Source organism: Sorangium sp. So ce836, assembly GCF_028553905.1.
GTDB lineage: Bacteria > Myxococcota_A > Polyangia > Polyangiales > Polyangiaceae > Sorangium > Sorangium cellulosum_D.
In genome coordinates this window covers 14,009,709-14,030,357 of sequence record NZ_CP102233.1, presented here as the reverse complement: position 1 = coordinate 14,030,357, position 20,649 = coordinate 14,009,709, and the positions used below count along the sequence as shown (strand labels likewise).

The following is a 20,649-nucleotide window of genomic DNA, read 5'->3' as shown; positions in this document are numbered from 1 at the left end:
CCGCCGCGCCGCGCTCGTTTCGTGCGCGCCCGCGGACGGCAACCGAAGTGTCGTCGATGGACTTCGGATCACGGCTGTTCCAGCGCCGGCGAAAGGACGCGCCCGCCACGGCCGGCGCTTCGTCCAACGCTGCGCGGCCGGCGAGCGCCGCGGGGCCGTACGAGCGGGCTCGTCGCGCGTCGACGCGGCACGCGGCGCGCGGCGCGCGGCCCGCGACTCGGCGCCTCATTGCAGGGTGGGCTCCGCCTCTTGCTGCCAGAGCGCCGCCAGCGCGAACGTCTTGGCGTTCTCCGGCACCGCCTGGCAGAAGCTCTGCCGCCGCGCCGGGTCGCGGATCCACTGCGCCCGCGCGACGAGCCGCTGCATCGCCACCGCGATCGCCTCGCGCGCCGCGTCGTGGTGGCCCGAGGCCCGGAGCGCCTCGGCGTACACGAGCCGGATCTGCGCCTCGCCCTCCTCGGTCCCGCCGACCGACACGAGCAGCCCGAGCCCGCGCCGCGCCGCCTCGAGCGCCTCGTGGGCGCGGCCCTGCTCGAGCAGCACCCGCGCGCGCACCGCGAGCGCCAGCGCCTGGAGCGTCGGCACGTGCGCCAGCATCGCCACGGCCGCGCCCGCCTCGTTGTCCGCCGGCCCGAGGCTGCCGAGCCGGGTCAGGATCGCCGCCAGGTAGGCGCGCGACCGCGCCTCCTGCCGCCGGTTCGCCTGCGCCGCGAACGCCTCCACCGCCTCGGCCGTGACCGCGCGCGCCGCGCCGAGATCGCCCTGCTGGATCCAGAGCAGCCCCAGGTTCTGCTTCGCGAACGCCGCCACGTTGTAGAGCCCGAGCCGCTCCGCCTCGGCGAGCGCGTCGCGCAGCTCCGCCTCGGCGCGGCCGTACGCCCCGAGCTGCACGAGGCAGTGCGCCGCGTTCACCCGGCTCAGGCACGCGTTCCTGATGTCGCCCGTCTGGAGGTACGCCGGGATGCTCTGCTCGGTCCACTCCAGCGACGCCGCCGGGTCGCCGTAGCAGAGCGCCTGCGACGCGCGGAGCGCGTGGATGCGCGCCGCCACCGCCGCGTCGCGCTCGGCGAGCGGCATCGCCACCCGCGCGAGCTCCTGCACGATCTCCTCGGCGGCGGCGTACTGGCCGCCGTGCAGGAGCGACCCGGCGATGCGCGCCAGCGCGCTCACCGAGGCGCCGGTCGCCTCGTCGAGCAGCTCCGGCGGCCCGCCGCGCTCGCCGCTCGGCCGCCCGCCCCGGAGCTCGTCGACGAGGTCCGCGAGCCTCTCGCCCATGCCGAGGCGCACGCGCATCGACGCCGCCTCGGCGGCCGCCGCGTACCAGAGCGCGCTCTTCCTGGGGAAGCCGTTCATCGCCATGACGGCGCACCGCTCGGCCTCGGCGGCCTCGCCGAGCCACTTGTGCGCCTCGGCCTGGACGAGGCGCAGCGCCGCGAAGAGCTCCCCGTCCACGTCGGCGCTCGCGGCGCCCTGCTCGGCGCGCTGGATGGCGGCGCGGAAGTCGTTCGCCCCGAGCGCCTGCTCCGCCGCCCGCCGGAACCAGATGACCGCCCGCTCGGCGTCGCCGCCGCGCTCGAAGTGGTCGGCGAGGAGCGCCGCGTCGCGCTCGCCCGCGGCCTCCAGCCACTCGCCGGCGAGCAGGTGGCCGAGCGCGCGGTCCGCGTCGGTCAGCGTCGCGTAGGCCGCCTCGCGCACGAGCGCGTGCCGGAACGCGTACTCGTCGTGGCCCCGGAACTTCCCCTCGCCGCGGCGCGCGATGAGCTCGCGATCGACGAGCACCGCGAGCCACCCGTCGACCTGCGGGGCCCGGCGCTCGCCGCCGAGCAGCGCCATCAGCCCCCCGCGCCAGAACTTCTGGCCGAAGACGCTCGCCGCCCGGAGGACGCGCCGCGCCTCGCCGTCGAGCGACTCAAGGCGGGCCTGCACCATGGACAGCACGGTCTCGGGCAGCGCCTCGGTGCGCCCCGAGGCGGCGGCGCGGATGAGCTCTTCCAGGTAGAACGCGTTGCCCCCGGCGCGCTCGCACAGCCGCGCGCAGAGGTCGGGCGTCACCGCGTCGCCGAGCACCTCGCGCACGAGCCGCTCGCTCCCCCGGCGCCCGATCTCGCGCAGCCGGATCTCCTGCACGCCGCGCGACACCCACACCTTCGGGAAGACGGCCTCGACCTCGGGCCGCGCGAGCGCGAGCACCATGAGCGGCTGGTCCCGGAGCGCGAGCGCCGCGTCGATGAGCTTGACCGTGGGCACGTCGCCCCACTGGAGGTCCTCCAGCACGAGGAGCACCGGCTCGTCGCGGCACTCGGCGAGCACGAAGTCCTCCCAGGCGCGGCGGATCTGGTCGCCCATGAGCATCGGGTCGCTGCGCGCCGCGCGCAGCTCGACCCGGCCCTCGTCGGAGAAGTGGATCCGCGCCACCTCGCCGAGGAACTCGGTCACGCGGGCGAGGTCGCCGCCCGAGAGGGTGCGGCCCACGCGGGCGCGGAGGCGCTGCTCGCGGACCTCCTGCGGCTCGCCGCCGGACAGCCCGGCCTCGCGGCGGAGCATCTGGCGCAGCATCCCGAACGGCGAGCCGGCGCTCATCGGGTCGGCGTGGCCGAGCCAGACCTGCACGCGCTGTTCGCGCTCCTCGACGCGGCGCAAGAACTCGTAGCGCAGCCGGCTCTTGCCGAGGCCTGCGGGCGCGGTGATGAGCACGGCGCGCGCGGTCGGCTCGGAGAGGCACTCGTCGAGCACGGCGTCGAGGATGGCGAGCTCGTGGTCGCGCCCCACGAACGGCGTGGTCCGGCCGAGGAGGGTGCGCGCCGCCTCGACGAGGTCGCGCTCGGCGCGGAGCACGAGGCCGGTCGCGTCGCCGCCGACGTCGAAGCGGGCGTCGAGCAGGCCGGCCATCACCTCGTCGAGGCGGACGGAGCCGCCGTCGGCGCGGTCGAGCAGGCGCACGGCGCGGTCGATGGTCGGGCCCATCGGGAGTCGGTCGTCGGCGGAGCCGCGGCCCGCGACGAGGGCCATCTGCACGCCGGGCAGGAGGTCGCGCACCTCGAGGGCGCACCGCGCCGCGCGCGCCGCCTGGTCGGTGATGAGGCCGCGCCCCTCGAGGGTGATGAGCAGGAGCCCGTCCGCGAGGGTCTGGAGGGCCCCGCCGAAGCGGGTGGCCACGCGCTTCACCTCGTCCTCCGAGACGGTGCGCGCGAGGGGCATGGTCATCGGGAGGGTCATCGGCATGGTGGGCCCTTGCCAGGCCGGCGGTTCCGGCTGGCCCACCCGGGCGAGCATCAGGCAGACGGTCCGCCGCTCGCCGGTGGTGAGCGCGCTCGCGCGCCGGCTCACGGGCGCCGGGGGGGTGCTCTTGATCTCGCCGACGCGGAGCAGCTCGAGGGCGACGGCGGCGCCGTTCGCGGGCCGCTGGGCCGGGTCCTTGGCGAGCATGTGCGCGACGGCGGCGTCGATGCTCTCGGGGATGTCGGCGCGGAGGTCGCGGAGGCGGGGGGCCTCGTCGAGCACGACGCGGAGGAGGGCGGTGTGGATGTCGTCGCCGACGAACGGCGGGCGACCGGTGAGGCAGTGGAACAGGACGCAGCCGAGGGCGAACACGTCGGCCGGGGTCCCGACGGCGCGCTCGCCGCGCGCCTGCTCGGGCGCCATGTAGAACGGCGTGCCCATGACGACGCCGGTCATGGTGAGGGGCGCGAGCGACGTGAGGCGCGCGATGCCGAAGTCGAGGAGCTTGACCTGCTCGGCCGACTTGTCGACGAGGTAGAGGTTGCTCGGCTTGAGGTCGCGGTGGACGACGTTGTTGCGGTGGGCCTCGGCGAGCGCCTCGGCGACGCGGAGGCCGAGGGTGACGCTCTCGGCGACGGTGAGCCCGCGGCGGCGGAGCCGGTCGGCGAGGCTCTCGCCCTCGAGCCACTCCAGGGCGAGCCACGGCTCGCCGCTCTCGGTGGCGCCCTGGGCGATGTACCGGACGATGCCCGGGTGCCTGAGCTCGGCGAGGACCTGCGCCTCGCGGGCGAAGCGCTCGCTGTGCTCGAGGCCACGGCCGGACATGACCTTGAGGGCGGCGGTCTCGCCGGTGTGCCGGTCGAGGGCGCGGTAGACGGAGCCCATCCCGCCCGACCCGGCGAGGCGCTCGATCAGGAAGCGGTCGGCGACGATGTCCCCGGGTTTCATCGGGACGGCGAGTATCACACGGAGGGCGGACCGAGAGGCGAGATCCCGGCGTCCGGGCGCCCGGCGAGGGCGCCGGCGGCCTTGGCGCGCGGGAGCGGAGGGCGGTGGAGGCGTGGGGAGGTGGGAGGAGCGCCGAGGAGCACCGCCGGGCTGCGGCGGGGTGACCGATCTACGCCCGCGGTTTACGGCTGGGCCTGCGAAGTGACACTACGTGTGCCCCGCCGTTTACAGCCGGGCCTGCGAAGTGACACTACGTGTGCCCCGCCGTTTACAGCCGGGCCTGCGAAATGACGCTACATGTGCCCCGCCGTTTACAGCCGGGCCTGCGACGTCACACGGCGCGCGTTCCGTCGTCTCCAGCGCCTCCTGGCGGACCCCGCATCGCTCCTCGACGGCGTCATCGCCACGGTGTCGCGAGCAGCCCGGCCGCTCGGCGCGGAGCGTCGCGCCCTTCGACCGAGGTCGCGCCGGTGTCGCGGCCCTCGTCGAGGGAGCCCGAGCGGCGCCGCGGCAGCGCGCTGCCCGTGTGCAAAGCCCTGCGCTGGTAGGCCGCTCCGATCGCGCGTGGTAAGACGTCACGCCGTCGGTTCCCCGTGACGAGGTTCTCTCCATGAAGATCAGCCGAGCGACGATCGAGAACTTCAAGAAATTCGCTCCTCCCGGCGTCGAGCTGGACTTCAAGAACAAGGCGACCGGGGATGTGGCAGATCGTTACTTGATCCTTGGCGACAACGCGTCAGGGAAGACGACCATCCTGCAAGCCATCGCCCTCACGCTGTCGCTGGCGCAGCGGAAGATCCCCGATATACGCCATTTCGGCTGGACCGGGTGGGCACCAGAGCGGTACTTCGTGCACGGAGATCCGGTCGTCGAGCTGACGGTCGAGTTCGAGGACGACGAGATCGCCGCGACACAGGAAGCCGCGAGGCGCTGGTGGGACCTCGTGAGCCCCACCAGCCATGAGTCGTTCAGGGAGCCCGGCGACAGTCGGGTCGTGACGCTGCGTCTCGAGGGAGCACGGGTGAGGACGACCGGCTCCGCGCGCGAGCTCTATCAGTTTCGAGGGCGCTCCTACGTCGCGGCCTCGCTCCGGAACGACGCCAAGCTCCGCGCGCTTTTCTCTCGGCTACCAGGGGTGTTCTGGTACGACCAGTTCCGCAACATCGCGCTGTCCGGCGCGCGCGAGCCGCCGGAGCGCGACGCGTCCGAGCCTGCTCCGCCGAACGAAATGGGAGTCCGGTTCGAGACCGCCGTCGAGCGGCTCGATAGGATTCTCAAGATCTGGCATCGAAACCGCGAGCAGCGCGGGCCACACCCGGAGCGCGACTACCTCGGCGAGCTGGAAGCTCTCTATCGAACGGCGTTCCCGGGTCGCAGCTTCGCTGGGCTCGAGACGCTGTTCGACGGACCCACGCCGGCGGACGATCGCTTCGTGCTGAAGGACGGGGGCCGCACGTACACGCTGAGCGAGATGTCGGCGGGCGAGCAATCCGTCTTTCCGGTCCTGTTCGAGTTCGTGAGGCAGCAGATCCACCGATCGGTGGTGCTCATCGACGAGATCGACCTGAACCTGCACCCGCCGCTCGCGCAGACGGTGCTCGGCCTGTTACCCCGCCTCGGGGAAGACAATCAGTTCCTGTTCACGACGCACGCGCGCGCGGTCTCGACGCTCGTCAGCCCTCACACCATCCACCGGCTCCCGGAGGGACGGCCGTGCCTGTGAGCGTGCTGCTGTGCGAGGGAGAAGACAACGGTCCCGACGTCAGGCTCCTCCACGCGATCCTCCGGGGCACCGGCGTTCAGGTCGAGCCCTCGGGCGGCAAGGACGCCTTCGCGGGCTTGATCCGCGGCCGGCGCCGCCAGAACCCTGGCGTCTGCGGGCTCATCGATGGTGACTTCCCCAGGGACCCCGGCGCCTGGATGAAGGCCACCGACCCCGGCCCTCGTCGGTGGACCCTGCGCCACGGCGAGAAGCAGCTCGTGCTCGGATGGATGTGGCGGCGCAAAGAGGTGGAGAATTACCTGCTCGACCCCGACGTCCTGGCGCGCGCCCTCCGGTGGGACGCAGCGGCGAAGAGCCGTTACGTGGCGCAGATCGAGCGCGTCTTCGATGCGCTCGGTCACGTCACCGCGGCGCGCATCGCGTTGACCTGCTGTGCGCCGCGGCGGAACCGGCTCGAGACCCAGGTGCGCCTCGACGCTACCAAGCAGGAGCTCGCGCAGGAGCTTCAAGACAAAGCCGACGCGTACACCGAGGGCGCTCGGCTCGACAAGGACAAGCTGCTCCAGGCCTTCGAACGCCACGTGCCAGATTGCCTGAGCGGCGGGCGCTTCCGTCAGCACGCGCTCGAGGTGTTCGCCGGGAAAAACATCCTCGCGAAGATCCAGCACACACCGGGATTCCACCCGATACTCAAGAGGCAATCCGAGCTCGAGGAGCGGATCCTCAACGCGCTGGAGCACGACGCGGAGCCCCATTCGTGGCTCCCCGAGTGGGCGGCGCTCCGGTCGGCCGTGGAGGCGTGGATGCCCGCGCCTGAGACCGAGGCGACGAGCGCGGGCGCTTGATCTGGCCGCTCACGCCTCGGAGGTGTGATACGGTGCGCACCCATGTCAGCGCTTGTTCTGCCTACCGTCGAGATGCTCGCACCGTACGAGGCGGGGAAGCCGATCGAGGAGCTCGCGCGCGAGCTCGGCGTGACCGACGCCGTGAAGCTCGCCTCGAACGAGAACCCGCTCGGCCCGAGCCCGCGCGCCCTCGAGGCGGCGCGCCGGGAAATCGCGAACATCAACTTCTACCCGGACGCGGCGGCCTACCGGCTCCGCGAACGGCTCGCGGCGGTCCACGGCGTCGCCATGGAAGAGATCGTCCAGGGCAACGGCTCGAACGAGCTGCTCGACCTCATGGTGCACACCTTCGCGACGCCGGGATCGCACATCGTCTTCGGCGACCCGGCCTTCGTCGTCTACAAGCTCGCGGCGCTCGCGTACGGCGTCCCGTTCACGGCCGTGCCGCTGCGGGACCTGCGCCACGACCTCGAGGCGATGGCCGCCGCCGTCACCCCGAAGACGCGCCTCCTCTTCGTCGCGAACCCGAACAACCCGACCGGCACGCACGTCAGCCGCGGCGCGGTCGAGCGCCTGCTCAAGGAGGTGCCGCCCGAGGTCGTCATCGTCATGGATGAGGCGTACATCGAGTACACCGACGCGCCGGACTTCCCGGACTCCATGCGCCTCCGCCACCTCCGCGAGCGGCTCCTCGTGGTGCGCACCTTCTCGAAGATCTACGGCCTCGCCGGCCTCCGCGTCGGCTACGCCGTGGGCCCGGCCCAGCTCATCGACTACATGAACCGGACGCGCGCGCCGTTCAACGTGGGCGCGATCGCGCAGGCGGCCGCCCTCGCGGCGCTCGAGGACGCCGAGCACGTCGAGAAGAGCCGCGCGCTGAACCTCCGCGAGCGCGACCGGCTCACGCGCGAGCTCGCCCGGCTCGGGCTGTCGGTGGCGCCCAGCCAGGCGAACTTCGTGCTGGTCGACGTGGGGCGGCCAGCGCGCCCCGTCTACGACGCCCTGCTCCGCAAGGGCGTCATCGTGCGGCCGTTCGGCAACCTGCCGACCAGCCTGCGCGTCACCATCGGCACCGAGCGCGAGAACCAGCGCTTCCTCGACAGCCTGGCGGACGCGCTGAAGTGACGCCCCCCGGGCCCGCCGGGCGCGCCGAGGCCCCGGCGCGGCGCTCGCCTACCAGCGCTTCGACGCCGGCCCCGCGTAGCGCGCCGCCGCGCGCACCATGCCGCCGAGGCTCAGCGGCACGAGCGTGACGAGCCCGCGCCCCTCCGCCGGGCCGGGGTGCGCCGACACGAAGCAACGGACCGACGGGTTCTCGTAGAGGTGCAGAAAGCCGCAGTCGTCCGCGGGCTCGTCCGCCCGCCCGGCCTCGAAGACGAACGGGCCGCCGTGCTCGCTCGGCTCGAGATCGAACGAGCCGGCGAGCCCCGACATGAGCGCGTCGGCGCCCGCCACCGGGCTCGTGTGCGTGATGTCGACGAACCGCGCGAACAGCGCGTAGCTCGACGGGTGCGCCAGCGAGCACAGGCAAACCATGGGTCGGCCCGGGTGGGCGAGCATGTACCGGATCAGCCGCTCCAGGACGAGGCGCAGGACGATATCGCCGACGAGGCGCAGGGCGCCGTCGCCGCCGGAGCGCCCGCCGAGCGCGCCGGACTCCCCGCGGAAGATCGCGATCGTCGCGCCGGAAGACGCCCGCTCGAGGATCTCCATCGCGAAATAGCCGACGAGCTGGCCGCCCGCGCCCCGGTGGAGCACGACCGCGCCGTGCTCCGCGCCGGCCTCGACGACGTGGCTGGCGAAGCTCCGCTTCCGCCGCGAGCCCTCGAAGATCCGGCGGCGGAGGGCATAGAGCTCGTCGACGAGGATCTGCTTTTCGTCCGGCGTCATCTCGCGCGGAACAACGACCTTGATGGAGGTCTGCTCGTTCATGGACTCCTCGATGCCTGCCCGTCCTGTCGGCCGCCTCGGCGGCGGGACGGCGGTTCGCCGGGGCGCCGTGAGCGACGAAAGCGGCGCCAGGGGCCGCGCCTCGCCGTCGCCGACGAGCGCGCCGGCATCAGCGTCGGGGATGTTCAGCAACGGCGGTGCCAGGGGTGGAGAGCTGGTGAGCGACCCGCGATCGCGCCGTCGACGGCGCATCGGCCGCTCCGGCCGGATCGCGCGGCGGCGCGGTGCGGCCGGCAGGCATCAGACCGGCGGACCTCAGGAGAGCCGGACGCTCCGCGCGCAGGCGCGCTTACGTCCCGGACCGGGAGAGGCGCGGCCCCGGCGCGAAGCGGATCGGCAGGCGGGTCGGGCCGAGCACGTGGATCGCCCGGCGCGGCTCCCACGGCGCGTCGCTCGCGAGCCGGAGGTCCGCGAGCCGCGTCACCAGATCCGACAGCGCGATCCTGGCCTCCAGGCGCGAGAGCGGCGCCCCGAGGCAGAAGTGGAGCCCGTGCCCGAACGCGACGTGCGGGTTTGGATCGCGCGCGATGTCGAAGCGGTGGGGGTCGCGAAAGTGCCGCGGATCCCGGTTCGCCGAGCCGATCATCACCAGCACCGGCTTGCCGGCCGGGATCACCTGGCCGTGCATCGGGACGTCGCGCCTCGTCACGCGGAACATCGCCTGGACCGGCGAGCGGTAGCGCAGGACCTCCTCGATCGCGGCGGGCAGGAGCTCGGGCTCGGCCCGGACGCGGGCGAGCGCGGCCCTGTCCTCGAGGAGGCACAGGGCGGCGTTGCCGATCAGGTTGGTAGTCGTCTCGTGGCCGGCCACGAGGAGGAGCTGGAAGAAGCCCAGGATCTCGTCCTCGCCGAGCCGCTCGCCGTCGACCTCGGCGTCGACGAGCCGGGTCAGGAGATCGTCCCTCGGCGCCTCCCGCCGCTCCGCGATGAGGCCCCTCAGGTAGGCCTGCATCTCGGCGCTGACCGCGGTGAACGCGGCGATCGCCCGGGCCCCCTCCTCGGTGCCCGAGACCGTATGGCTGAGGTCGAGGCTCACGTCGCTCCAGCGCTTGAACCGCGGCTGGTCCTCGACCGGCGCGCCGAGCATCTCGGAGATGACGAGCAGCGGGAGAGGGACCGTGTAGTCCTCGACGAGATCCATCTCGCCGCGCTCGACCGCCCGGTCCAGGAGCCCGCGCGACAGCTCGCGGACGCGCGGCTCGAGCGCCGCCACGGCCCGCGGGGTGAAGGCGCGCTGGACGAGGGCGCGCAGCTTCGTGTGGCGCGGCGGGTCCATGAAGATCAGCCACTCGGAGGTCCTGTTGCCCGGCGGCGACACGACGGAGCTGAACGCTTCATGGTCGTGGAGCGCCCGCTTCACCCCGTCGTAGTCGAAGATCATCCACATGTCCGAGGGGGGATAGTGGAGCACGGGAGAGCCGCTCCGGAGCTGGTCGTACAGGGGATAAGGGTTTCGGCGCATCTCGTCCGAGAACAGGTTCATCGCTCACGACCTCCGTCGCGCGCCAGGGTAGGATTCCAGGGCGTGGGCCGCTTGAACGAATCCCGGATCGGCGCCGTGATCGCGGAGTCGTTCGCGGTGCGCGCCTCGACGGCGATGGCGTCGACCCTCCACGCCGAGCACGGCGCGGCGGTCCTGGTCGGGCTGGAGAGCGACGTCACGGTGACCGCGCCCGAGCCGAGCGGCGCCGTCGTGCGCGGGCGCGTGGTCGTGGTGCCCCCGGACCTCTGGCACGCCGCCTCGAGCCCCGGGCCCACGATCGGGCTCCTGTACGACCCCGAGGCGATGCCGCACGTGGCGGGCTACACGCGCCAGCGCGGCGGGGCCCGCCCGCTCGAGGGCCTCCTCCTCGCGCGCCTCGGCGGGGCCGTGGCGGCGCACCGCGCGTCGCTGTCGCGCCCCGACGTCCTCGACGGCCTCGCCCGGGAGATCGCGGCCTGGCTCGCGGACGAGTCGCCGCGGCGCGGCCCGGACGGGCGCGTCGCCCGCGTCCTCGAGGCGCTGCGCGATCCGGCGGGGGACCGGCGGCGCGCGGTCGCGCGCGCCGGGATCTCCGAGGCGCACCTGCAGGCGCTGTTCGTGCGCGACGTGGGGGTGCCGATCCGCACCTTCCAGCTCTGGCGCCGGCTCCTCGTCGCGCTTGCGGCGTTCGCCCGCCTGGACGCGACGGGCGCCGCCCACGCCGCGGGGTTCGCCGACCTCGCGCACTTCTCGCGGACCTGCCGCCGCATGCTCGGCTACTCCCCGACCGAGCTGCGCACCGGGCTCTTGGAGTCGCCGGCGCCGGCGGCGGCCCCGGGCGGCGGTCTCCGCGATTGACGTGGTGCTGGCCTGCCGGCAGCGTGTCGGCCTGGCGAGGAGATGACGTCATGACGATGGATATCGCCGCGCTGCGCCGCGACACCCCGGCCTGCGCCAGCGTCCTGCACTTCAACAACGCGGGGTCGTCGCTGCCCCCGGCCGCGGTGGTCGACACGGTGATCGAGCACCTGCGGCGCGAGGCGGCCATCGGCGGCTACGAGGCCGAGGCGGAGGCGGGCGAGCGGATCGAGGCGGTCTACGGGTCGATCGGGCGGCTCATCGGCGCGGCGCCGGACGAGATCGCGCTGGTCGAGAACGCGACGCGCGCCTGGGACATGGCGTTCTACTCGCTCCGCTTCGGCCCGGGCGATCGCATCCTGACCGCGCGGGCCGAGTACGCCTCGAACTACATCGCGTTCTTGCAGGTCGCGCGGCGCACCGGCGCGGAGATCGTCCCGATCCCGAGCGACGAGCGCGGCGCGGTCTCGCTGCCCGCGCTCGATCGCCTGCTCGACGAGCGGGTGAAGCTGATCGCGATCACCCACGTCCCCACGAACGGCGGGCTGGTCAACCCGGCGGAGGCGATCGGCCGCCGGGCCAGGTCGGCGGGGGTGCCGTTCCTGCTCGACGCCTGCCAGTCGGTGGGGCAGCTGCCGCTCGACGTCGAGGCGATCGGCTGCGATTTCCTGTCGGCGACGGGGCGCAAGTACCTGCGCGGGCCGCGCGGCACCGGCTTTCTGTACGTGCGGCGCGCGCTGCTCGACCGGCTGGAGCCGCCTTTCCTGGACCTCCACGCGGCCACCTGGACCGCGCCGGGCCGCTACGAGCTGCGGCCGGACGCCCGGCGCTTCGAGAACTGGGAGAGCTACGTCGCCGGGCGGCTCGGGCTGGGCGCGGCGGCCGAGTACGCGCTCCGGCTGGGCCTGCCGGCGATCCGCGACCGGGTCTGCGCGCTGGCCGAGCGCCTGCGCGCGCGGCTGGCCGAGCTCCCCGGGGTCGCCGTGCGCGATCTCGGGGAGCAGCGCTGCGGCATCGTGACCTTCACCCGGGACGGCGAGGACGCCACGGCCGTGAAGGCGCGGCTCGGCGCGCAGGCGATCCACGTCAGCGTGTCGACCGCCGCGGGGGCGCTGCTCGACTTCGAGGCGCGCGGGATTCCCGATCTGGTGCGCGCCTCGGTCCATTATTACAACGACGAATCCGAGGTCGACCGCTTCGTCGCCGCGGTCGCCGCGGCCTGAGGGGAGGCGCGGCGTCTGCTTGTTGCTCGCCGTGCTCGGCGCGCGCGGCCCCGGCTAGCATCGCGCGATGCGGAATTCTCTGAATGGGCTCTGGAGGATGCTGTGCGTGGGCGCGCTGGGCCTGCTCGCCGCGTGCGGCGATGTGAATGAGGAGCCTGTGGGCTCGGGCGGCGCCGGCTCGGACGGCGCCGGCTCGGGCAGCACAGGCAGCCTGGACGCCCGGCAGGCGTGCATGAATTTCTGCAACGCGCACAACGCGAGCGGCTGCGAACCTCCGGAGTCGGACTGCGACGACTTCTGCGATGACCAAATCGAGCACGCCGGCGCCGCGTGCGAGAACAGGGCCGCCGTGCTCTTCGTGTGCGCCCTCCTCCACGTATCCACGTGTTCGCGCGATGCGCCCCCCTCGTGCGAGGCCGAGGTGGTCGCGCTGGACAAGTGCATGGATACGCTCGGATGCTCGGGCCGTCCGCTGTGCTCCGGCGGAGGCGGCGAGGAGGGCCAGACGTGCTCGTGCGAGGCCATGTGCGTGGGCATGCGGCACGAGACGCGGTGCGAGACGCCCGCCGGCGGCACGACGACATGCGTGTGCCTCGTGGACGGCGTCGAGGTCGGGACGTGTGAAGCAGCCCTCCCCGACCTGTGCGGGGTGAAGGAGAGCTGCTGTCAGGAGTTCTTCAACCTCCCCTGATCGTTCACCTCGAGGGGGATGACGTCACGGTCTCCCCTCCCCGCCTCGAGCTCGACTTCCCCGGAGCGCGGCTCACGGGCGCGTCGCTATGCGCAGCGACGGCGGCAGGAGCTCGTTGAGCCGCGCGAGGTCGCGCATCACCTCGAGTCGGCGCGGCTCGCGGCCCTCGTGCGACGGGAACGGGATCGCGGCGAACGCCTCGAGCGCGGCCTCGGCCACGCGCGCCGCGCCCTCCGGGCCGAGGAGGGCGCGCTCGAGCGCCACGGCGGCCGCGCCGATGTACGTGTCGAACAGGTGCACCCCGGAGACCGCGAGCTCCTGCCGCGCGCGCTCGGGCGTGGCGACGACGTCGTGGATGAAGATCGCCTGGACCGACTCCGGCGCGAGCTCGAGCATCCGCTGACCGAAATGGATGTCGCCCTGCCCGCTGTCGCCGACGAAGACGAAGCCGTACTCGGGATACAGCCGCCGGTACTCCAGGAAGTTCTCGAGCTTCTTCTCCGCGATCGCGCGATTGCCGATGAGGCGCGTGAACGAGCCCGCGAGCACGGTCGCGGCGAGCTGGCCGCGCGCGGCGAGCGCCCTCAGCGTCGCGTCCTCGACGAGGCCGAGGCGGTCGCCGGGGCGGGCCGTGACGAAGGTCAGGTCGCCGGCCCGCCCGGGCTCCGGGCCCGGCCCGCGGTCGAGCTCGGCGTAGAGCTGGAGGACGCCGGGATAGACGGTCTTCTTCGGATACCGCGCGTCCTTCCAGTTCGCATAGAAGGTGTCGTCGATGTCGGAGAGGATCTTCACCTCGCCCGTCGGGACGGCCTCGGCCGCGATGTGCGCGAGGAGCTCCTCGCGCAGGTCGCCGTCGTCGATGTCGTGATAAAAAAGCTGGTGGAGGTCGCGATAGCGGCCCCGGCCGTCGAGCGCGTTCTTGAGCCGCGTGACGTCGGCGCCGCGCGTGCCGAGCCAGAGGCGGCGCAGCGCCTGCTCGTCGCGGCGGCCCGTGCGGCCGCGCTGCAGCGCCGAGGCGAGCGCGGCGCGCGCCGGGACGCCGAGGTCGCCGAGGCGCTCGGCGGTCAAGAGCTCGAGCAGCGCGGTGCGGTTGTCGGGGCCGAGGAGGCGATCGTCGAGGTCGCCGAGCAGCGCGGGCAGATCGAGCAGGACGAGCAGCTCGTCGAGCTCGGCGGCGGTCGCTCCGGCGAGGATCTCGAGGATCCGCCGCTCGTCCTGCCGGTCGGTGTGCGAGGCCATGCGCTGGCGGATCTCGTCGAGCCTCGGCAGCACCGACGGGATGGGCGCGTCGGGGGTGGCGTCGATCGTCATGGCGCCCCTGCAAGATAACGGATCTGCCGGCGCCCTGTCCGACCCCCCTGTGCCCAGCTTCCGGCCTCCGGAGGACGCGGTATCCTTCGCCGCCGGCGTGCCCAGCGGCGCGGCCGGCCTGAGGTGCCGGAGCCGCGCGGCCCCCTCGCGAGCTCAGCCGTAGCGCGGCAGCCGAGCTCGAATCGTCCCGCCACATTTCACTCCCGGAACCTGTGACCAGGGTGCTCGCCACACCTTCCGTCATCGAGGGCGCCGGCGTAGGCTCCGGGGCGATGATGGCTCCTACAGCGGTCGTGTTCGATCTCGACGGCACGCTGATCGACAGCCGAGGCGACATCGTGGCCGCGGTGAACCATGCGCTGGAGGCGACCGGGCGCGCCCCGCTGCCGGGGCAGGTGATCGTCCGGTACGTCGGCGACGGCGCCCGCGCGCTGTGCGCGCGCGCGGCCAGGCTCCCCGAGTCGTCCGAAGACGTCGACGAGGTCCTCCGGCACTTCCTCGCCTACTACGAGCAGCACCCGCTCGACTTCACCCGCTGGATGCCGGGCGCCCAGGACATCATCGAGAAGCTCTCGGATGTCGGCGATCTCTCGCTCTGCGTCTGCACGAACAAGCCGCGCTCGAGCACCGAGGCGGTGCTCGCCGCGCTCGGCGTCGGCGCGCGCTTCCACGCCGTGGTCGCCGGCGGCGACGTGGCCGACAAGAAGCCGTCGCCCGCGCCGCTGCTCCGCCTCGCGGAGCTCCTCGGCATCCAGCCGCGCAGGATGGTGATGGTCGGCGACGGCCCCCAGGACGTCGAGTGCGCGCGCCGCGCAGGCGCGCGGTCGATCGCCGTCCTCGGCGGCTTCCCCTCGGAGCAGGAGCTGCTCAGCGCCCGCCCCGATGTGGTCCTCCGCACGCTGGACGAGCTCTGGGACGTCCTCCGCCGCTGGCGCGACGCGACCGCCCGGATCTCCGTCCTGCGCTAGCGCCGCGCGCGGCCGTCCCGCCCGCGCCGCCGCTCAGGCCGCGACGCCCTCGGCGATCTCCCGGCCGAACGCGGTCGCGTTGAGGATCGCGCGCAGCCGCACGCGCGCGCGGTGGAGCCGCGACCGCACGGCGCTCTCGCTCACCGCGAGCTTCTGCGCGATCTCCTGCAGGCCGAGATCCTCGTGGTAGTGCGCCAGCACCACGTCGCGGTAGTCCTCCGGCAGCTCGCAGAGCGCCTCGCGGACGTACGCCTCCCGCTCCGCCGCCGACGCGGCGTCGTCCTCGCCGATCGTGCTGCGCATCGTCGGGAGCAGGCCGAGCTCCTCGAAGTCGAGCCCCTCGACGATGCGCGCGCGCTGCCGCCGCTGCGACCTCATCAGCATGAGCGCCTCGTTCGCCGTCACCCGGAACAGCCAGGTCGTGAAGCTCGAGTCGCCGCGAAACGAGCGGATCGTCCGCACCACCTGCAGCAGCGTCGACTGCACGAGGTCGAGCCGGTCCTCGTCCGACACCGGGTAGCGCGCGAGCTGCCGCTCCACGTGCGGGCGGATGAGCCGCGTGAGCTCGTCGAGCGACTCCCGGTCCCCCTCCTTCGCCTTGCCGATCACCTCGGCCAGCGGGCCCGCGCTCGCGGCCCGCGGCGCCGGGCGCGGACCGACCGCGCCCGGCGGGGTGAGACCGCACGGCGCCAGAGGAGTCTCGGGCCTCGTGCTGGCGCTCGGAACATCGGTCGGAACGGCGGTCAGAGCCATGAGCCATCTCTCCGTCGAGGGCGCCGCGTGCGCTTCCGGCCCACGGGCCCGGTGGTGCGCTCCGATCAGCAAAGCGCTTGCCACGGCAAGCTCAACGGACGTGCGCGCCGCGTGCGCACCGCGTGCTCAGCCGGTATAAGCGGGGCCACCATGTCCAGCGACGCTCCGCGATGGGATGCCCCCCGAGGGGAAGACCGCCACGCTCCGACGCCCGAAATGGATCGGCCAGCGCCGTCCGTGTCCGCGCCGCCCCGCGCGCTTGCGCACCCGCTGCCCGCCGGCATGCGCGATCTCCTCCCGGAGGAGGCGCGGCGCCGCCGCGCGCTCGCGAAGCGCGTGCTCGATCACTTCGTCCTGTACGGCTACGAGCCGGTCGCGCTGCCCGCGTTCGAGTTCGCCGAGGTGCTCGAGCGCGGCCTCGGCACCCTCGACGCCGCGGACGTGCTGCGCTTCATCGAGCCCGAGTCGGGCGAGGTCGCCGCGCTGCGCCCGGACATGACCCCGCAGATCGCACGGCTCGTGGCCACCCGGCTCGCCGACGCGCCCCGCCCGATCCGCCTCTGCTACGAGGGCACCGTCCTGCGGCGGCGCCAGGGCCGCGCCCGCCGCCACCGGCAGATCCCCCAGGCCGGCGTCGAGCTCTACGGCGTGGGCGCGCTCGGCGGCGACCTGGAGATCCTCCGCCTCGCCGCCTCCGCGGTGCGGGAGGCCGGCCTCGAGCACGTCGTGGTGGACCTCGGCCACGCGATGATCGCGCGCGCGCTGCTCGACGCGGTCCCGGCGGGGCTCGCGGCCGAGCTCTCGGAGGTGCTCGAGCTGAAGGACGCGTCGCGCCTCGCCGCCGTGCTCGCCAGCCCGCGGGCGACCGACGTCCCGCGCCGCATCGTCGCCGCCATCGCCGCGCTCCCGGACCTCGCGGGCGGCGGCGAGGCCGACCCGGACGGCGCCGTGGTCTTCGAGCGCGCCGGCCGCCTCCTCGCCGGCACGCCCGCCGAGGCGCCGCTCGCCGAGCTGCGCGCGCTCTGGGACGCGGCGCGGAAGAGCCCGGAGCTCGGCCCGGCGCTCCGCGTCGACCTCGGCGAGCTCCGCGGCCTGGCCTACTACACGGGCGCAATTTTCCACGTGCTCGCCGACGGCCCGGGGGAGCCGATCGCGGCGGGCGGGCGCTACGACATGCTGCTCTCGCGGTTCGGGCTGCCGATGCCGGCCGTCGGCTTCGGCCTGAACCTCGACGCGGTGGCGTGGGCGCGCGACGTCGCGGGCGCCGCGGACGAGCCGGCGCTGCGGGTGCTCCTCGCGATGGGGCCGGAGCGCGCCGAGCCGCTCGCGGCGGCGCTGCGGGCGCTCGGCGTCCCGGTCGTGGCGCACGCGCCGGACCAGGATCCGGAGGGGTACGCGGCGTCCTGGCGGTTCTCGCACCTTGTGCGCGAGCGGGACGGGGCGCTCGTGGTGGAGGCGGCGGCCGGCGGCGGGGGGTCCGAGGCGGGCGTCGTCCCGGCGGGCCTCGACGACGCCGCGGCCGCCCAGGCGATCGTGCTGAAGACGGGGGGGCGGCGTCCGGGCGGCAAGTAGACGCTCGCTCGGCACGCGAGCCTGGGGTAAAGGCGGACGTGGACCCGGACGGAGCCGCTCGGAGGGACGAGCGGGCCGAGGACGGGCCAGGTGATTCGGGAGGAGCTTCGGAATGACCGCGATCGTGATCGTCGGCGCGCAGTGGGGCGACGAGGGCAAGGGTAAAGTCGTCGACCTTTATACGGAGAGCGCCGACCTCGTGGTGCGCTACGCCGGCGGGCCCAACGCCGGACACACGCTGGTGGTGGGCGGGGAGAAGCTGATCGTACGGCTCATCCCGAGCGGGATCCTCCGCGCGAACGCCCGGTGCGTGATGGCGCAGGGCATGGTGGTCGACCCGGGGGTGCTCGTCTCCGAGATCGACGCGGTCGAGGCGCGGGGCTGCTCGACGCAGGGGCGGCTGTTCGTGTCGGATCGCGCGCACCTGATCCTGCCGTACCACCCGCTGGTCGACTCGCTCCGCGAGGCGGCGGCGGCGGACGGGACGCGGCTCGGGACGACGAAGCGCGGCATCGGCCCGTGCTACGAGGACAAGGCGTCCCGGCGCGGGGCGCGGCTCGGCGACCTGCGCGACATGAAGCGGCTGGCGCAGCTGGTCTCGCGGTCGCTCGAGGCGTGGACGCCGACGTTGCGCGCGCTCGGCGGCGAGCCGCCGTCGCTCGACGCGATCATCGAGGAGCTCACGCCGCTGGCGAAGCGCATCACGCCGCTGCTCGCGGACACGTCGCAGCTCATCGACGGGGCGCTCCGCCGCGGCGAGCGCGTGCTCCTCGAGGGCGCGCAGGGGACGCTGCTCGACATCGACCACGGCACGTTCCCGTTCGTCACGTCGTCGTCGGCGATCGCGGGGGGCGCGTGCGTGGGCGCCGGGGTCGGCCCGACGCGCATCCGCCGGGTGCTCGGCCTGGCGAAGGCGTACTGCACGCGCGTGGGCGAGGGTCCGTTCCCGACCGAGCTCGGCGGTCAGCTCGGCGAGCGGCTGCGGTCGGTCGGCGGGGAGTACGGCTCGGTGACCGGGCGCCCGCGGCGGACCGGCTGGCTCGACCTGCCGGCGCTGCGCTACGCGGCGCGCGTGAACGGCCTCGACGGGATCGCGCTGACGAAGCTCGACGTGCTGACGGGCATGCCGGAGCTCAAGGTGTGCGTCGCCTACGACACGCCGTCGGGGCGGACGCGGGAGTTCCCGATCGACGAGATCGCGACGGCGAAGCCGGTGCTCGAGCCGGTGGCCGAGTGGAGCGAGCCGATCGACGCCGCCCGCTCGATGACCGAGCTGCCGGCGGCGGCGCGGCAGTACGTGGAGCTGGTCGAGAGGGAGACGGGGGTGCCGGTCGACGTGGTGTCGGTCGGCGCGGACCGCGACGCGACCATCGTGCGGCGCAACGCGTTCGCGTGAGGGGGCAGGGCTGAGGGCGCCGCTGTCGGGGCGGGCGCCCGGCTCATCGGGCCGGGCGCGGCGCGGTCCGTCCGCGCGCCCTCTGACGCGCGCGGGCGGGGCGCTGTTTCCAGCGGAGCCCGAGAGCGCCGCTGCAAGCACTACCGCACCCACACGCACGAGCGGGCCTCCGTCGGTCTGGTCGTTCTCGGCGACGCGGTACGAATAGACGCGGGTGTTCTGGGGGATGAGACAGGTGAAGAGTCCGTGGTCCCGGGCGGCCGTGCCGCTCGTGAGCGCGCTGAGCGACAGCGTGATGCCTCCCGTTTGAGCGGCCGTGGTGTCGCCGAACGTCGCGTGGATGCTCGCGCCGTTCCCGCTCATGGACGTGAAATTACAGGAGATGCCGTCGGTGCTCGTGGGGTCGTAGACCCGCATCGTGGCCGTGGGGCCGTTGCTGGCAGAGACGCGATCGCGAACCACAGGGCAGATGGCGCGGATGCCGAGGGCGCTCGTGGTGTTCTGGAAATAGTTGTTCAGCAGGCTGTAGCTGTTGCTGTTGGCCGCTGCCGTGCAGTTCACGCCAGCGTAGTCCTTCGTATCGGTCGCGAAGGACGGAGGCGCCGCGCAAAGCACGGCCAGCCCAAAGAGACCCACGGCCTTCCGGATGCGGCGCCTACGACACGCCGTCGGGGCGGGCGTGCCCGGGGTTGCTCCTTCGACAGCGTATGAGGCTCCCACGTCCGGAGCTCCAACACCCCAGACGTGGGAATTCGTCACCACGCGCCAAACATCACTTCGTGTTACACGGCTATCGTGGCGGCGATGGCTACAGGAGCGCCTCGGAGGCTCGCCCCTGCGCGCCCTATCCAATGGCCTGACCCGGAGCTTGAACGTGTTCGGAAGCCGGAGCACGCGCGGACGCCAGGCACGCACGACCGTGCCAGCTACGCAGCGTCTATCCTCCGCTGCATTCATCACCACGGCACGACCGGTTGGTAGCACCGGTCAGGCGACGGCGAGCAGCTGACGAAAAACGCTCTCGACGCTTGGCACCCGCCAACGGCTAGGCTAATCCAGTCGGAGGACGCGGGACGTTCCCGCAGGCGAGGTGAGGCAATCCATGAACGACCAATCTCGAGAGTATTACGCACTCTGGTTTCGCCTTGAAGGGACAGACAGATACCTCCTCTGGTACTCCGACGACACCGACGGCGTATGGATGAACGAAGGAGGCAAAATCCCGGCATGGTCGTCACAAGAACGCGCCCGCTCGTTCGCCAGCGCCAGAGGTCTACCCTGGAAGGAAGAGGCACCCAAGTGTCACGACTTGGACGAGGTCGAGTCCTTCGTGCACAGCGGCACCAAGATCGACGCAGGCGACGCGCTGGCAGCCTGGAACCTGTTCATCGACATTACAAACAGCGCGGGAGACGAGGAATTTCGGAAGGCTGACGAGGAGAGCCTCGCTCTTTACGATGCCCTCTTTCACGCCTCCGGGACACTGCCCGGAGACATCCACATCGACATAGAAGACGCAATCAGCGCGGATGGTCTCATCAAGCTTCGATCCCTGCTCCGACAGGGCCTTTCGACGGCGCGACGTTGTATCGATTACATCGACTGATGACCCGGATTCGCCCCCCCCGGGGGGGGGGAAGTGAAGCCTTTTTATCCCGACGACGCAGTCATCACCGGCGAGCGCTCTGTGGATGAGGAGGCGAACCTGCACGATCATAGCACAGATAACC

Annotated in this window: 15 protein-coding genes; 10 read left to right on the top strand and 5 right to left on the bottom strand. The window is 73.1% G+C overall.

Features of this window, described 5'->3' with window-relative positions; all coding sequences use genetic code 11:
• Window positions 1-225: 225 nt before the first annotated feature.
• The gene (locus tag NQZ70_RS51245; protein ID WP_129580738.1) at window positions 226-4,167 is read right to left on the bottom strand and encodes a protein kinase domain-containing protein; all 3,942 of its coding nucleotides are present in this window, start codon (window positions 4,165-4,167) and stop codon (window positions 226-228) included.
• Window positions 4,168-4,777: 610 nt separating this feature from the next.
• Between NQZ70_RS51245 and NQZ70_RS51240 the strand changes: the two genes are divergently transcribed.
• From NQZ70_RS51240 to hisC, 3 genes are read left to right on the top strand one after another with little or no spacing between them, the layout of a single operon-like run.
• Entirely contained in the window at window positions 4,778-5,890 is a 1,113-nt protein-coding gene (locus NQZ70_RS51240) for an AAA family ATPase (RefSeq protein WP_129580737.1), read from the top strand.
• Entirely contained in the window at window positions 5,881-6,735 is an 855-nt protein-coding gene (locus NQZ70_RS51235; RefSeq protein WP_129580736.1) for a hypothetical protein, read from the top strand. The genes NQZ70_RS51240 and NQZ70_RS51235 overlap by 10 nt, the downstream gene beginning before the upstream one ends.
• A 42-nt stretch (window positions 6,736-6,777) precedes the next feature.
• Window positions 6,778-7,860 (top strand): histidinol-phosphate transaminase, encoded by a 1,083-nt coding sequence (gene hisC, locus NQZ70_RS51230; protein WP_129580735.1) that lies wholly within the window; start codon window positions 6,778-6,780, stop codon window positions 7,858-7,860.
• Window positions 7,861-7,908: 48 nt separating this feature from the next.
• On the opposite strand, the gene NQZ70_RS51225 is transcribed toward hisC, so the two are convergent.
• Both NQZ70_RS51225 and NQZ70_RS51220 read right to left on the bottom strand, forming a co-directional pair.
• Window positions 7,909-8,667, bottom strand: a complete 759-nt coding sequence (locus NQZ70_RS51225; RefSeq protein ID WP_237244823.1) for a hypothetical protein — start codon at window positions 8,665-8,667, stop codon at window positions 7,909-7,911.
• Between the two features lie 307 nt (window positions 8,668-8,974).
• A complete protein-coding gene (locus NQZ70_RS51220; RefSeq protein WP_129580734.1) occupies window positions 8,975-10,168 on the bottom strand; it encodes a cytochrome P450 in 1,194 nt (397 codons plus the stop codon).
• 42 nt (window positions 10,169-10,210) lie between these two features.
• Here NQZ70_RS51220 and NQZ70_RS51215 point away from each other — a divergent pair, with 42 nt between their 5' ends.
• The 3 genes from NQZ70_RS51215 to NQZ70_RS51205 all read left to right on the top strand — a co-directional run bounded on the left by NQZ70_RS51215 (window position 10,211) and on the right by NQZ70_RS51205 (window position 12,919).
• Window positions 10,211-11,005 (top strand): helix-turn-helix domain-containing protein, encoded by a 795-nt coding sequence (locus tag NQZ70_RS51215; RefSeq protein WP_129580733.1) that lies wholly within the window; start codon window positions 10,211-10,213, stop codon window positions 11,003-11,005.
• Between the two features lie 50 nt (window positions 11,006-11,055).
• The gene (locus NQZ70_RS51210; RefSeq protein ID WP_129580732.1) at window positions 11,056-12,228 is read left to right on the top strand and encodes an aminotransferase class V-fold PLP-dependent enzyme; all 1,173 of its coding nucleotides are present in this window, start codon (window positions 11,056-11,058) and stop codon (window positions 12,226-12,228) included.
• A 67-nt stretch (window positions 12,229-12,295) separates the two neighbouring features.
• Complete coding sequence (locus NQZ70_RS51205) at window positions 12,296-12,919, top strand: hypothetical protein (protein ID WP_129580731.1); 624 nt, start codon at window positions 12,296-12,298, stop codon at window positions 12,917-12,919.
• Window positions 12,920-12,991: 72 nt separating this feature from the next.
• On the opposite strand, the gene NQZ70_RS51200 is transcribed toward NQZ70_RS51205, so the two are convergent.
• Window positions 12,992-14,230 (bottom strand): phosphatase domain-containing protein, encoded by a 1,239-nt coding sequence (locus tag NQZ70_RS51200; RefSeq protein WP_129580730.1) that lies wholly within the window; start codon window positions 14,228-14,230, stop codon window positions 12,992-12,994.
• A 272-nt stretch (window positions 14,231-14,502) separates the two neighbouring features.
• On the opposite strand from NQZ70_RS51200, the gene NQZ70_RS51195 reads away from it, so the two are divergent.
• Window positions 14,503-15,198, top strand: coding sequence for an HAD family hydrolase (locus tag NQZ70_RS51195; RefSeq protein ID WP_129580729.1), 696 nt, complete (start codon window positions 14,503-14,505; stop codon window positions 15,196-15,198).
• Window positions 15,199-15,231: 33 nt separating this feature from the next.
• Here NQZ70_RS51195 and NQZ70_RS51190 read toward each other — a convergent pair whose 3' ends face one another.
• Window positions 15,232-15,951, bottom strand: coding sequence for an RNA polymerase sigma factor (locus tag NQZ70_RS51190; RefSeq protein ID WP_129580728.1), 720 nt, complete (start codon window positions 15,949-15,951; stop codon window positions 15,232-15,234).
• A gap of 282 nt (window positions 15,952-16,233) precedes the next feature.
• On the opposite strand from NQZ70_RS51190, the gene NQZ70_RS51185 reads away from it, so the two are divergent.
• From NQZ70_RS51185 to NQZ70_RS51175, 3 genes are all read left to right on the top strand, one after another.
• A complete protein-coding gene (locus NQZ70_RS51185; RefSeq protein WP_237244822.1) occupies window positions 16,234-17,523 on the top strand; it encodes an ATP phosphoribosyltransferase regulatory subunit in 1,290 nt (429 codons plus the stop codon).
• A gap of 112 nt (window positions 17,524-17,635) precedes the next feature.
• Window positions 17,636-18,919, top strand: a complete 1,284-nt coding sequence (locus NQZ70_RS51180) for an adenylosuccinate synthase (protein ID WP_129580726.1) — start codon at window positions 17,636-17,638, stop codon at window positions 18,917-18,919.
• 1,102 nt (window positions 18,920-20,021) lie between these two features.
• A complete protein-coding gene (locus NQZ70_RS51175) occupies window positions 20,022-20,525 on the top strand; it encodes a hypothetical protein (protein WP_129580725.1) in 504 nt (167 codons plus the stop codon).
• The last annotated feature ends 124 nt before the right edge of the window (window positions 20,526-20,649 follow it).